Origin of the sequence: Acinetobacter sp. 826659 (assembly GCF_000588515.1) — a bacterium.
In the GTDB taxonomy this organism is placed as follows: domain Bacteria; phylum Pseudomonadota; class Gammaproteobacteria; order Pseudomonadales; family Moraxellaceae; genus Acinetobacter; species Acinetobacter pittii.
This window is the reverse complement of the sequence record NZ_JFYD01000005.1, coordinates 38805-52904: the sequence shown is the minus strand read 5'-3', so window position 1 is coordinate 52904 and position 14100 is coordinate 38805. Positions and strand designations below refer to the sequence as shown.

At 39.1% G+C, this 14100-nt stretch carries 10 protein-coding genes; 7 read left to right on the top strand and 3 right to left on the bottom strand.

The window, feature by feature from the left end; genetic code table 11:
• The first annotated feature begins 553 nt into the window (after positions 1 to 553).
• The 6 genes from J663_RS11250 to J663_RS11225 all read left to right on the top strand — a co-directional run bounded on the left by J663_RS11250 (position 554) and on the right by J663_RS11225 (position 10212).
• Complete coding sequence (locus J663_RS11250; protein WP_005069712.1) at positions 554 to 1621, top strand: type II asparaginase; 1068 nt, start codon at positions 554 to 556, stop codon at positions 1619 to 1621.
• Between the two features lie 198 nt (positions 1622 to 1819).
• A complete protein-coding gene (gene dnaE, locus J663_RS11245) occupies positions 1820 to 5383 on the top strand; it encodes a DNA polymerase III subunit alpha (RefSeq protein WP_033849760.1) in 3564 nt (1187 codons plus the stop codon).
• Positions 5384 to 5397: 14 nt separating this feature from the next.
• Positions 5398 to 6237, top strand: coding sequence for an RNA methyltransferase (locus J663_RS11240; RefSeq protein ID WP_005069717.1), 840 nt, complete (start codon positions 5398 to 5400; stop codon positions 6235 to 6237).
• Positions 6230 to 7042, top strand: a complete 813-nt coding sequence (gene cysE / locus J663_RS11235; protein WP_005069719.1) for a serine O-acetyltransferase — start codon at positions 6230 to 6232, stop codon at positions 7040 to 7042. Before J663_RS11240 ends, cysE begins: the two co-directional genes overlap by 8 nt.
• Before the next feature lie 105 nt (positions 7043 to 7147).
• Positions 7148 to 8089 carry an ABUW_2363 family tetratricopeptide repeat lipoprotein gene (locus J663_RS11230; protein ID WP_033849758.1) on the top strand — a complete coding sequence of 314 codons (942 nt, stop codon included), beginning with the start codon at positions 7148 to 7150 and terminating at the stop codon, positions 8087 to 8089.
• Between the two features lie 116 nt (positions 8090 to 8205).
• Entirely contained in the window at positions 8206 to 10212 is a 2007-nt protein-coding gene (locus tag J663_RS11225; protein ID WP_033849756.1) for an esterase/lipase family protein, read from the top strand.
• 53 nt (positions 10213 to 10265) lie between these two features.
• Here J663_RS11225 and ahpF read toward each other — a convergent pair whose 3' ends face one another.
• From ahpF to J663_RS11210, 3 genes are all read right to left on the bottom strand, one after another.
• Positions 10266 to 11831, bottom strand: a complete 1566-nt coding sequence (gene ahpF / locus J663_RS11220) for an alkyl hydroperoxide reductase subunit F (RefSeq protein ID WP_033849755.1) — start codon at positions 11829 to 11831, stop codon at positions 10266 to 10268.
• A 175-nt stretch (positions 11832 to 12006) separates the two neighbouring features.
• Positions 12007 to 12528, bottom strand: coding sequence for a chromate transporter (locus J663_RS11215; protein ID WP_000501457.1), 522 nt, complete (start codon positions 12526 to 12528; stop codon positions 12007 to 12009).
• On the bottom strand, positions 12528 to 13088 hold the full coding sequence (locus tag J663_RS11210) for a chromate transporter (RefSeq protein WP_005069729.1): 561 nt from the start codon (positions 13086 to 13088) through the stop codon (positions 12528 to 12530). The genes J663_RS11215 and J663_RS11210 overlap by 1 nt, the downstream gene beginning before the upstream one ends.
• Before the next feature lie 101 nt (positions 13089 to 13189).
• On the opposite strand from J663_RS11210, the gene J663_RS11205 reads away from it, so the two are divergent.
• The gene (locus J663_RS11205) at positions 13190 to 14092 is read left to right on the top strand and encodes a LysR family transcriptional regulator (protein WP_033849754.1); all 903 of its coding nucleotides are present in this window, start codon (positions 13190 to 13192) and stop codon (positions 14090 to 14092) included.
• The last annotated feature ends 8 nt before the right edge of the window (positions 14093 to 14100 follow it).

Here is a 14100-nt window from a genome sequence, read left to right as displayed (position 1 = left end):
ATGTCTATTAGCCCTATTAAATTTCTTCAATCAAAACCTTAAAAATAGAATAAAATCTACACAAATAAAATTTATACCTTAAAAAATAAAAATCAAATGACTAAATTTTAATTCAGCTTACTAAGACTTATTCACATTAAACTATTGATATTATTATTCAGCTTAAATAAAAAAACATTTCCATTAATTTAAATTCAGACTATCCAATTAAAAATCAATATATTGCATATACAAAGCAATAAACAAGAATTGAAACCACTCTATTATTTTTTAATTTTATAAAGATTAATAAATCATTTTATTTATTTATCTTAAAAAATAAACAAATCGAGATAAATTAGAAAAACTTAATAGATTTTTTATTTTATTCATGTTATTTATTAGCGCTAAATAAAAGCAATGACTAAGCAATTGTTGGTGAAACAAAATGCTATTCAGGGATGCTTTTTATTCAAACAAGTTTGGAATATGTCTTACATGGTATGTATTTTGCTTAGGAAAAGCACACATATTCGACAAACTTTTACTTCGTCACTTCATAAGGATATTTTCGATGTTGACTAAAACTGTTAAATCTTTAGGTTTAGCGATGGGCTTATTAGCCTGCTCTCTCCCACTTTATGCAAAAAATAATGTTGTCGTAGTTGCCACTGGCGGTACTATCGCTGGTGCTGGCGCAAGCTCGGCAAATAGTGCAACTTATACTGCTGCAAAAGTTCCTGTTGATACCCTAATTAACGCAGTTCCACAAATCAAAGATTTGGCAAATGTAACTGGTATTCAAGCTTTACAAATCGCTTCTGAGAGTATTACTGATAAGGAATTATTAGAAATTGCTCGTCAAGTGAATGAGCTTGTTAAAAAGCCATCTGTTAATGGTGTCGTAATTACACACGGTACAGATACTTTAGAAGAAACAGCATTTTTCTTAAATTTGGTTATTCATACTGATAAACCGATTGTACTTGTTGGCTCAATGCGTCCTTCAACTGCTCTTTCAGCTGATGGTCCACTTAACCTTTATAGTGCAGTTGCTTTAGCAGCTTCAGATGATGCAAAAAATAAAGGCGTTATGGTTCTTATGAACGACTCTATTTTTGCTGCACGTGATGTAACTAAAGGTATTAATATTCATACAAATGCTTTTGTTAGCCAATGGGGCGCTTTAGGTACATTAGTTGAAGGCAAACCATACTGGTTCAGACAGTCTGTAAAACGTCATACAAATGCTTCAGAATTTAATATTGAAAATATTAAAGGCGATGCTCTTCCAACTGTACAGATCGTTTATGGTTCGGACTCTATGCTTCCAGATGCATATGAAGCTTATGCAAAAGCTGGTGCTAAAGCGATCATTAATGCAGGTACTGGTAACGGTTCTGTACCAAAATATATCGTACCAACCTTACAAAATCTTCACGACAAAAACGGTATTCAAATTATCCGTTCATCACGTGTCGCACAAGGTTTCGTATTACGTGATGCAGAACAACCTGACTCTAAATATGGTTGGGTAGCAGCACATGATTTAAACCCTCAAAAAGCGCGTCTTCTTGCAGCTTTAGCTCTTACTAAGACGAATGACACGAAAGAAATTCAGCGCATGTTCTGGCAGTACTAAGTTTTTCAACCAACCCAAACACAAAGTTTGGGTTGGCTCTATTTCTTAAAAATAAGCTCTTTCATATTAAATCTGTACAATAGATGTTCAAATGATTCTTGTTAAATAATAAAATCCATAACAGTTTGCCAAAATATTAAGCATTTCCTTTTAACTTTGCGTGCTAAACTATGCTTCGGTCGCATTAAGGATTGGTTTATGCAGTTTGTTCATCTAGGTATTTATACAGAATTTTCGATTACAGAGTCGATAGTTCGCATACCTGACTTGGTCAATGCTGCGGTTAAAGACCAAATGCCTGCGCTGGCATTAACCGATCTATCAAACCTTCATGCCGCCGTAAAATTCTATAATTCCTGTTTAAAAAAAGGAATTAAACCGCTTTTAGGTAGCACAATCCGCCTTGACGATGCTCAACATCGTGCAACTTTACTTGCAATGAGTAATGTAGGCTGGAAAAGTCTAACCGAAATCGTTTCACGCGGGTTTATTGAAGGTCAACAACTTAGTATTCCATGTGTAAAAAAAGAATGGGTACTTGAACAGCATCAAGATATTATTGTTTTACTTGGCCAACATAGTGATGTGGGTCAGATGCTTTGCTCATCTAACCCTCAAAAAGCCGCTCCCCTTTTAGAAGCATGGATCGAAAAATTTGGTAACCGTGTTTATCTGGCTTTAACACGTACCGATCGTCCCGGTGAAGAAGACTTTATTCAAGAAGCCGCTAAACTTGCAGCTCAATATAATGTGGGTGTAGTTGCGCATAATGATGTGCACTTTGTAGAAAAAGAAGATTTTGAAGCTCACGAAGCCCGTGTTTGTATTGCTGATGGCTATGTATTAGCAGATGACCGTCGTCCACGCTTATATAGTCCTGAGCAACATTTTAAAACCTCGGACGAAATGATTGAGTTGTTTTCAGATATCCCAAGTGCTATCGAAAACACCTATAACATTGCAAAACGCTGTAATGTTAGCCTACAACTTGGCACCTACTTTTTACCTGACTATCCAATTCCAGATGGCTTTACCATTGACACTTACTTTGAGCATTTGTCTAAAGTAGGTTTAGAAGAACGTTTAGATTATCTCTACCCTGTCGAAAAACGTGGCGAAGATTGGCCTGAAATTCGTAAACCTTACGATGAACGAATTGATTACGAAGTCGGCATTATCCTCAAAATGGGTTTTCCTGGTTACTTCCTTATCGTCATGGACTTCATCCAGTGGGCAAAAAATAATGGCGTTCCGGTAGGACCAGGCCGTGGTTCAGGTGCGGGTTCACTCGTTGCCTATAGCTTAAAAATTACTGACCTTGATCCTCTTCGTTACGATCTACTTTTCGAACGTTTCTTAAACCCAGAACGTGTTTCGATGCCCGACTTTGACGTCGACTTCTGTATTGCCGGACGTGACCGCGTCATTGATTATGTTTCCCGTACCTATGGACGTGAAGCCGTATCACAAATTGCAACTTTCGGTACGATGGCGGCAAAAGGTGCAATTCGTGACGTTGCCCGTGTATTGGGTAAGTCTTACGGTTTAGCTGACCGTATCTCAAAAATGGTACCGACTAAACCGCTCGGTGTGGACTTAGCCACTGCTATCGAGATGGAACCTCAGCTTAAAGATATCGTTACCAACCCATCAAACCCAGATAATGATGATGCGAGTGAAATCTGGGAAATGGCTCTAAAATTGGAAGGTATCACTCGAAATACTGGTAAACATGCCGGCGGTGTTGTTATTGCACCAGGTAAGATTACCGATTTCTCGGCTGTGCTTTGTGATGAAGACGGAACCAGCCGTGTTGCTCAATATGATAAAGACGATGTAGAAGCAGCAGGTCTCGTCAAATTCGACTTCTTGGGTTTACGTAACTTAACCGTTATTGAAGACGCAATTCAAAATATTAATAAAAATCGCGATAGTAATGATCCACTCATAATTTCGCATGTTCCACTTGATGATGCTAAAGCATATTCTGTCTTTGCTGATGCAAATACGACCGCGGTATTCCAGTTTGAATCCGTCGGCATGAAACGAATGCTTAAAGAAGCACGTCCAAGTAAATTTGAAGAGATTATTGCGTTCGTATCATTGTACCGTCCTGGTCCAATGGATCTTATTCCTGACTTTATTCACCGTATGCATGGTGGAGATTTTGAATATCTTCACCCACTTCTTGAAGGTGTATTAGAGCCAACTTACGGGATTATGGTTTACCAAGAACAGGTGATGCAGACTGCACAGATCTGTGCGGGTTATACGCTCGGTGGCGCGGACTTACTACGCCGTGCAATGGGTAAAAAGAAACCTGAGGAGATGGTTAAGCAGCGCCAAATTTTCTTGGCAGGTGCTGCAGAAAAAGGGATTGATGAAAGTACAGCCAACCATATCTTTGACTATATGGAAAAGTTCGCAGGCTATGGTTTCAACAAATCTCACGCTGCCGCTTATGCCCTCGTTGCTTACCACACTGCCTGGTTAAAAGCACATTATCCTGCTGAGTTTATGGCAGCGGTAATGTCATCAGAAATGCAGAACACCGACAGTGTTGTATTTTTAATTGATGACTGCCGAAATAATGGCCTAGAAGTTTTACCACCATCCGTCAATATGTCGACTTATCATTTCCATGCGAGCGATGATAAAACTATTGTGTATGGTTTAGGTGCAATTAAAGGCGTTGGCGAGCAAGCGATGCAGTCAGTTATTGACTCTCGTCGACAATTTGGTCCTTATACAGATCTATTCGATTTTTGCCATCGTATTGATTTGAAGAAAATCAATAAGCGTACTCTTGAAGCGTTGATCCGTGCAGGTGCACTCGATTGCTTAGGAATAGAACGTGCAAGCTTAATGGCGCAATTGCCTGAAGCTGTTCAAGCTGCTGAACAAGCTCGCAGTAACCGTGAAAGCGGTATTATGGATTTATTTGGTGAGGTTGAAGAAGTTCAGCGTAAGCCAGCTAAACCTGTTAAACCGTGGAGTGACGAGGTTCGTCTAAAAGGCGAAAAAGACACGCTTGGTCTATATCTCACTGGTCACCCAATCGATGTTTACCGCCAAGAGCTTAAAGCTTTTATTCCTGTGAAACTAAATGAAATTACGGCTACACGTCGTGGTGTTACAACAGTCTATGCAGGTTTAGTCATTGACGTCGCAAACTTCCCAAATCGCGTAGTTATTGTACTAGATGATGGTACAGCTCGTATTGAAGTAAGTTGCAACCATGAACGTTTCCAACGTTTTAAAGATATTATTCAAGTTGAACGTGTTGTTGTCTTTGAAGGCGAAATTTATGAAAGAGAAGGCTTTGAACGTCCGATGGGCCGTTTAACTAAGGCTTTTACATTAAATGAAATACGACAAAAACGTGCTAACAGTATTCAGATCAAATTAACAGAAGAGTTTATGCAAGCCACTTTGGCAAAAGATTTACAAAACATAATCTTGCCATTTTGCAATGTAGATATGCATCAACATATCACTCTACAGCTACAGATTGATCAACCTTATGCTCAAGCCGAGCTTCAACTTGGTCCGCAATGGAAAGTTGCTCCTCTCGATGAATTACTTGCTAAACTCAGAGATTATTTTGGTAAAGATAATATTTACATTGAATATCAAGTAAAGTCGAAAGCAGCTAAAGCAGCAGAACCTACTCGTCCGCAAACCGTTGCTTCCCCTCCCGCGGACATGACTATGGACGATGCATTGGATTTATACCAAAGCGAAGTTTCTCAATATTCGTAATTTCTGGAAATCTTATGAGTTCGTTTGATCACAACACTGTGTCAAAACAATTAGCACAAGTGCGTATTGTCATGGTAAATACTACGTTGCCAGCTAATATTGGCAGTGCTTTACGTGCCATGAAAACGATGGGGCTAATTAAATTAGTTCTTGTTGCACCAAAAACATATCCCCACCCAGACATACAAGCGCTTGCTGCTGGTGCCCAAGATTTATTTGAACATCTTGAGATTGTCGATACTTTAGAAGATGCTATTAAAGATTGCCATTTAGTATTTGGAACAAGTGCACGTAGCCGTACTATTCCTTGGCCTTTACTTGACGTGCGACCTGCTGCCAAAGAAGCTATTAAGGCCACTACTCAAGGGCAACAGATTGCGATTGTTTTTGGACGCGAAGACCGTGGTTTAACCAACGAAGAATTAGCGCTGGCAAATTATCATTTGACGATTCCTGTCAATCCTGACTATGGCGTATTAAATGTTGCGCAAGCGATTCAAGTTGTATGTTACGAGCTTCGCATGTCTGCTCTAGAACAACAAAACGTGGATCAAGATGCAGATGAAATGCCATTAGTGCAAGGCCAAAGCATGCAATGGGATGAGCCTCTGGTTACTCAGCAACAAATGGAAGAGTTTTATCCTCATCTAGAGAAAATGCTGACTGAAATTGAATTTTTAGATCCAGATAATCCACGTTTATTACCTTTACGCTTGCGTCGTTTATTTGGTCGTATACAATTAGATCGTATGGAATATCATTTACTTCGCGGTATTTTTAGTCGTGTACAAGCCCTAACCAGTGGTAAATGGAAAAAGACATTATCTGACAAGGAGGATCAACCCAATGCTTAAACAGCTGAAAGAAGATATAAAGGCTGTATTTGCGCGAGATCCTGCTGCCCGCAATACTCTCGAAGTTCTCACGACCTATCCTGGCATTCATGCGATCATGATGCATCGTGTTGCTCATGAATTATGGCAAAAAGATTGTAAAGGTGCTGCTCGCCTTCTTTCTTCATTTAGTCGTTTTGCAACAGGCATTGAAATTCACCCAGGTGCCAAAATCGGTAAACGTTTTTTTATTGATCATGGCATGGGTGTTGTGATTGGTGAAACTGCTGAAATTGGTGATGATGTTACGCTTTATCATGGTGTGACCTTAGGTGGTACAACATGGAAGACTGGCAAACGTCACCCAACTTTAGAAGATGGTGTGGTTGTTGGTGCTGGTGCAAAAATTTTAGGTCCATTTACAGTTGGTAAAGGCGCTAAAGTCGGTTCAAATGCTGTAGTGACTAAAGCAGTCCCTGCTGGTGTGACCGCTGTAGGAAACCCTGCTCGCTATATTTATAAAGATGCCACCGACAAGAATAAAGATGAAGAACGTCGTCGTGATTATGCACAAAGTATTGGCTTTGCCCCATATGCGACAACTGCTGATCAGTCAGACCCTATTTTAGAAGGTATGCGCGTTTTACTTGATCGTATTCAGCACAACGAAACACGTATGAATAATTTATGCCAGCGTTTATCAGAGCTAGATCCTAGCTTCAAAAAAGAAAGTCAGGATGAACAGCCTTTTAGCGATGAAGAACTAAAAATTATTGAAGAAGTTCGTCGTGAATGCGGTGCGCAAGATAAGACATCAAAAACGTAATATTCTTGATTCATACTGTAACAAGCTTACCCTTGCATGTCTGTTTAGCTTTTCCTAGACTTACCTGTACCAAATCTGACTTTACTAAAATGAACGGAAGATCCTATGAATTTTAAGCCTTTGGCATATATAATCCTTGCGACCTCAAGTTTAACTGCTTGTACAATGGCACCCGTAAAAGAACAAAAAATTGAGCCTTTTGTTTTCAAGGAACCAGAGCTTACTCCTCCTTTTTATGCGCTAAACCCTTTTAACTATGATCAGCCGCCGGCATTTGAAGTTGCATTAAAAGAAGCTGCTGCACAGCCTGTAACGAAAATGGTGGTTAATCGTCAAGATGATCCAACTAAACAGCTTACTCTTGATGTCAATAAACTGATTGTTCCGACTGTTAATAATTCACAACGTTCAATGAAATACGCAGTTTTAGCTGGTGAAAATGAAATTGACGTGACTACTATTGATGACTTTTTACAATTAGTAGAAGGTAAAGCACGTCACTACCCACCTCGCTTTACCGACCGTCAAGAACGTAAAGGCTTTGAAAGTAAACTCAAAGAAGTTACACAGCAACTTGATACACTTGCTGCAAATCCAAATGCATCTTTTGATATTCTAATTCGCGCTTTTAAAGCAAGTGTTCTTGCACGTAACCTTGATTTAGGTACTGTTCATACAACTAAATCTTTAGAATATGCTCAAAGACTTTTGAAAATTAGTCCAGATGACGCAGAAACAAATTTCTGGTTCGGTTTCGGTTTATCTGAAGGTGGTGGCCAACGTGAAGCCATTCCATATTTAGACAAAGCCATTAAAGGTAATGTTCAAGAAGCATATTTAGCTGCTGCAAATAATTATATTGCGATGGAGCAGAAGAAAAATGCGATTCAGACGCTCAAGAATTATAAAGTTAAATATCCAGATGAAGCCGAAATTGCGGATCGTTTAATTCAAGAAATTGAAAAACAAGGCCGTTGGAACGTATGGCAAGTTTTAACTAATCCAGCAATGTCAGCAACAACTTCTACAGCTACACCTAAAAAATAAACTTAATGCTATAAAAAAGGGCTGATTTGACAGCCCTTTTTTATATTTGATCATTTGAAAAATATCTTAAAATTTGTATGATCTACCTACCATTGAGCCACTATATTTTGACCATAATGTTTTCAATAAAAAGAAGCAAAATACAGTTGACGGTCATACTACTCGGTTCAATTCTGAGTGGTTGTCAAGTCGTAAATGTTAAACAGCAAGATTTGAATGTAACTATTGCTAATGAACGTAATAGTATTCTCACGCAAGACAAACTCAGCGAAGCGAGCCTGAATGTTTTATCCATGTCTGGTCAAGAAGCTAAAGTTTGTACAGATAAGCCAGAGATTTGCGTAAATCAACTCAAAAATCTTCCCCAAATTGTAGATGAGCAATTCTTATCAGCTGCAAGTGAAATGTATTTGGCAAAAGCTATGGCTTTATCAAATACATCTGATTGTAAAACAAGTAGATTTACTAAGCATAAGTCTGAAGAAGAACAAAAGAATATCCAGAATAGATATGATGATTGTTTAGATCAGCAATTGAGTTTATTGGATAAAAGTATTCGCTATAGCTACGCGTATTTGTTTTCAACAAAACGTCAGCCTAATGACCGTATTTTTGATAATAGACAAGTTCAAATACGTGACTTCTATAACCAAGCCATAGCAAAAATGGTGAGTATTTATGATTTAAGATACCCACAAAAAAATGTTGTTGAACCGCAAATTCATATTGGTAAAAGTGTTTACTCAATTGATTTTGAATTTCATAAACAACTATCAGGCCAAAAATTAGAAAAATTAATTTCGAGTTATAACTTAAATTTTTCAGGCTTAAGAACCATTAACCGCCGTGATGGTTTTGGATCTGAATTTGTTGCTGTTTTTCCTAGCTCAGGAAAAGAAGATATTAATGAATATATTTTAGATCCACTTAAATACAATTATAAAAATGGTGTTAATCCAAATATTCATCATGCACGCTACTTAGCTGCGACTATTGTCGCTGAACCCAAACATGCGACTACCATCGAAGAAATCATTAATAATCCAGAATTCGTGATCCGAGTTTATGATCCTTATCGAACAGATAATATTAATGTAGCGGGGAAACAATATCCTCTAGCTGCTAACTTTTCTGCGCCTTACGGTCTATGGTTGGCCGAAAATAATTTAGGGGTCGCAGCTTATTTAACTCTGATTGACCGCGATCAGCATTTAACTATGCCGCATCTCTACATGCTTGAACCATACAATCCTAATAAGAAAATTATTGTGTTAGTACATGGCTTAGCCAGTAGTCCCGAAGCGTGGATTGCACTCACCAATGATGTTATGGGCGATACGGTTTTAAGAGATAATTATCAAGTTTGGCAAGTTTTTTATTCGACTAACATGCCAATTTTAGAAAGCCGTTTCCAGATTTATGCTCTGCTTAAACAAGCTTTTAGTTCACTAAACCCAAGTGACCCTGCCGCACATGATGCTGTTCTTGTTGGACATAGCATGGGAGGCATTATCAGCCGTTTACTGGTCAGTGATGGAGATATTACTAAACCTGCCTTAGAGTTAATGACGATCCGTCAGCAAAACCGCTTTAAAAAACATCCAATGGTCACTGAACGATTGCAAATGCATTCGATCAATAATTTTGATCGTGCGATCTTCTTGGCTTCCCCTCATCGCGGTACAGATTATGCTGATCGCTGGTTTACTTTAGCAGCGCGTAAAATTATTCGTTTACCCGGTGCATTTTTGTCGGCTGTTGCCACGTCACTAACAACCGAAAATTTAGATGTTAAGGATTTTTTGAGTAATATTGATAATGGTTTGATTCAAAATGGACCAAGCGATTTAAGTCATCAATCTAAATTTATGGAGCTGACTAAAAATATTAATCCACACCAAGGATTAGTTTTCCATTCAATTATGGGAAATATTACTAAGAGTGACGATCCGAATGTGATTACCGATGGCATCGTCCCGTACAAAAGTGCTCACTTAGACGGAGCAAAGTCTGAGAAAGTTCTTCCAGGTGGTCATTCCATCCAGCTTACACCTCAAGCTGTATTAGAATTGCGCCGTATTTTACGAGAGCATTTAGTCGAACATGGGTTATATAAACCATAAAAAGAAAAGAGCCAAAGGTTACCCTTTGGCTCTTTTCTTTTTGGGATTAAATTTTACTGCCCAGAACGGATGATGTAATCAAACGCAGAGAGTGATGCTTTAGCACCTTCACCTGTAGCAATAATGATTTGCTTGTAAGGTACAGTCGTACAGTCCCCCGCCGCAAAGACACCTTGAACATTGGTTTCGTTGCGGTCATTCACAATAATCTCGCCACGGTTGGTTAACTCAACTTCACTGTCTTTCAAGAAGTCAGTGTTTGGCAATAAACCAATCTGGACAAAGATCCCAGCAAGCTCGACCACATGCTCTTCATCAGTCGCACGGTCTTTATATTTAAGACCAGTCACTTGTGAGCCATCACCTAACACTTCTGTACTTAAGGCATTCATAATCACCGTTGTGTTTGGCAAGCTATGCAATTTGTTTTGCAAGACTTGGTCTGCACGAAGTTTGGTATCGAACTCAACCAGAGTTACATGCTCAACAATCCCTGCAAGATCAATTGCAGCTTCTACGCCTGAGTTACCACCACCAATCACAGCAACACGTTTACCTTTGAACAATGGACCATCACAGTGTGGGCAGTACGCAACACCACGGGTACGGTATTCTTGCTCACCCGGTACATTCATCTCTCTCCAACGTGCACCTGTTGAAAGGATTACAGTTTTTGATTCAAGTTTTGCACCGTTTTCAAGTTCAACTGCAACCAAGCCATTTGCAGTCTGGTTGGCACCCGTGATTTTGCTGACACGTTGCAAGTTCATGATATCGACATCGTATTCACGGACGTGTGCTTCCATCTCGGCAGCAAACTTAGGACCTTGAGTCTTTTGCACAGACGTAAAGTTTTCAATGTCCATGGTGTCCATCACCTGACCACCGAAGCGTTCAGCGACGATACCCGTGTTAATGCCTTTACGTGCAGCATAGATCGCAGCTGTTGCACCTGCAGGACCACCACCAATCACCAATACATCAAAAGCATCTTTGGCATTGAGTGCTGCTGCATCTTTTTCAGCTGAGTTGGTATCAAGTTTTGCCACAATCTCTTCAAGGGTCATACGACCTTGACCAATGTGTTCGTTGTCTTGGAATACCATTGGTACAGCCATGATTTTGCGTTGTTCAACTTCGTCTTGGAAGAATGAACCGTCAATCATGGTTGCTGTAGTGTTCGGGTTATAAATCGCGATCAGGTTAAGCGCCTGTACCACATCCGGACAGTTATGACAGCTTAATGATACAAATACATCAAAGTTGGCTTTGAGGTTTAAACCTTTAATCTGGTTGAGCACTTCATTTGACACTTTAGGTGCATAGCCAGACACCTGTAACAGTGCCAAGATCAAAGACGTAAACTCATGGCCCATTGGTAAGCCAGCAAAGAACACACGAGGTTGTTCACCTGCTTTAGCCACACCAAAGCTTGGACGACGTGTATTGTTACCGTCAAAACGGGCAGTCACCTTGTCAGAAAGCTCAGCGATTTCACTCACCAGCTCTTTGATTTGAGCAGCTTTATCTGATTCATCTAAGGCAGCAACTAATTCGATTGGACTTTCTAGACGTTCTAAGTAAGCTTTTAATTGAGTTTTAATGTTTTGATCTAACATCTGTTTTTACTCCAATGCATCCAAATTCTTTCAATAGATGCATAGTACGTGAAAACATAAAATAGGTAAAACAGTATGTTTTTATATATTTGATCGGTTTTTTAGATTCAATTATTTACTTCATTAAAAAAAACCAACCTGAACTCATCCAGCGCAGGTCGGCAAACTGGTTAAACTAGAGTAAGACCACACCAAATACAGCCCCAGCAATCAAGACATGTAAAGGATGAACCTTTTTAATTAAAGATAATAAAGTCGCAATGACTACCATAATAATGAGTAACGTATTTATTGCCGCTGCCTCAGAAATAATCCAAGCACTAGCAAGTACAGTTCCCACAGTGACAGGTTGTAAAGCAAGCTGTAAAACACGTCTCCATTTTTTATCTTTAAATTTTGACCAGCCTCTCATCACGAATACAGTAATAAGAGATGAAGGTAAAAATTTAGCGGTAGACGTTACAAGTAGACCTGACAACCCTGCTACATGCCATCCCACCAACGGTACAATCATCATGTTCGGACCGGGTGCAGCTTGGGCCATGGCGAACAATGCACTGAATTCTTGTGCCGTCATCCAGTGATGAATATCAACTACTTGGCGTTGCATCTCAGGCAAAATCGTATTTCCACCACCAAATGCAATAAGAGACAATTGAGTAAAAATGATCGCTAAAGTAAGTAGAACTGCACCCATTACACACGTCTCCAAATGATTGCCGAGTAAAATGCCAACAAAATCAGCATAGTCACTAGTAAAGAGATTTTTAGAAAAGCAATACTGATAATTGCAGCAACCACTACGCAAATCGCTAATGGATTACGTAACAATGGCTTAAGCATTTTTAAACCTGTTGCAACTAGTAGCCCAGCCGCAGCAGCAGCTAAACCTTCAAAAAGATGCTTAACCATTAAATTATCTTGGAACTGCTCATAAACATAATGTAAAAGTACAACAATTATCGTAGGTGCAAGGATCAGACCAATGAGTGAGCTCACTGCCCCACGAACACCGCGAAACTCCATGCCAATCGCAACCGATAAATTAATAATATTGCCACCCGGTAAAAATTGACACAGACCAAGTAACTCAGTGAATTTTTCAGGGCTTAACCAATGCCTTTGCTCTACAATAACTTTACGGGCTAAAGGCAGCACGCCACCGAATCCAATTAAACCTAATGTTAAAAAACCTAAAAATAACTCTGTGCAGGTCGGGACACTCTCCTTCTGCACGGCAATCTCAACATGGTTCATTTTCGTTACTTTTCACTTTATCTGACCAAGATAGAATGATACTTTTGTGATATATCTACAAATGCTTTTATTTTCATTAACCATACCATAAAGGTATTCCTATGCTCGATTTACATAAGCTCCATGCCTTTGTTGTGGTAGTTGAAGAAAGGAATATTACACATGCTGCAAACCGATTGTTTATTCAACAGCCGCCTCTAACGCGTTTACTTAAAAAACTCGAAGAAGAACTTGGTACACAATTACTTATTCGCCAGCCTCGAGGAATTGAACCAACTGAGGCTGGTTTAGCCTTATTTAAAGAAGCACAACTTTTATTAGAACATGCCAGACATATTCCGAAATTAGTCCAAGATGTTAGCCAAGGTAAAACTGGTCAACTCAATATTGGTTTTACAAGTTCTGCGGGCTTGCATCCGCTCATTTCATTAGTATTGCGCTCATATCGAGAAATATATCCCAAGGTACAAACCAAACTTGAAGAAGCAGGCAGTCAAAAGCAACTGGACTGGTTAATTTCAGAAAAACTTGATATTGCCTTTTTAAGAGCACCGATCAGCCGTGACATCGGGTTAAAACATCTTCATATATTAGATGAGCCAATGATGGTGGCATTGCCTATAGGCCATCCACTTACACAAAAAGAAAAAATTAGCTCAAATGACTTATCAAATGAAAATTTTGTTTTATACCGTCGTTCTTCAGGACAAGGTTTATATGACAATATTTTATATAGTTGCTACCAAGCAGGTTTTAGTCCACGCATTATTCAGGAAGCACCTCGGCCAACTGCAACATTAAATTTAGTTGCTGCTGGAATTGGTATAACGATTGTGCCAGCCTCAATGCATAACTTTTGGGAACATGAAATTGTGTATCGCGATTTTGATGATTCAATAAAAATGAATGCGCCTATTTACTTGATTACAAGAGAAAATGAAAGCTCTGCCAAAGTTTCAAATTTTATTGAACTATTACAAAAACTTTTGCCCACAATGGCCTGAGTGTAAAA

What these genes read in the sequence shown, in the direction of transcription:
- J663_RS11210 (WP_005069729.1), bottom strand. Translation starts at nt 13,088, where the DNA reads ATGAACCATGTTGAGATTGCCGTGCAGAAGGAGAGTGTCCCGACCTGC.
- ahpF (WP_033849755.1), bottom strand. Translation starts at nt 11,831, where the DNA reads ATGTTAGATCAAAACATTAAAACTCAATTAAAAGCTTACTTAGAACGT.
- J663_RS11230 (WP_033849758.1), top strand. Translation starts at nt 7,148, where the DNA reads ATGAATTTTAAGCCTTTGGCATATATAATCCTTGCGACCTCAAGTTTA.
- J663_RS11205 (WP_033849754.1), top strand. Translation starts at nt 13,190, where the DNA reads ATGCTCGATTTACATAAGCTCCATGCCTTTGTTGTGGTAGTTGAAGAA.
- J663_RS11215 (WP_000501457.1), bottom strand. Translation starts at nt 12,528, where the DNA reads ATGGGTGCAGTTCTACTTACTTTAGCGATCATTTTTACTCAATTGTCT.
- J663_RS11250 (WP_005069712.1), top strand. Translation starts at nt 554, where the DNA reads ATGTTGACTAAAACTGTTAAATCTTTAGGTTTAGCGATGGGCTTATTA.
- J663_RS11240 (WP_005069717.1), top strand. Translation starts at nt 5,398, where the DNA reads ATGAGTTCGTTTGATCACAACACTGTGTCAAAACAATTAGCACAAGTG.
- dnaE (WP_033849760.1), top strand. Translation starts at nt 1,820, where the DNA reads ATGCAGTTTGTTCATCTAGGTATTTATACAGAATTTTCGATTACAGAG.
- J663_RS11225 (WP_033849756.1), top strand. Translation starts at nt 8,206, where the DNA reads ATGTTTTCAATAAAAAGAAGCAAAATACAGTTGACGGTCATACTACTC.
- cysE (WP_005069719.1), top strand. Translation starts at nt 6,230, where the DNA reads ATGCTTAAACAGCTGAAAGAAGATATAAAGGCTGTATTTGCGCGAGAT.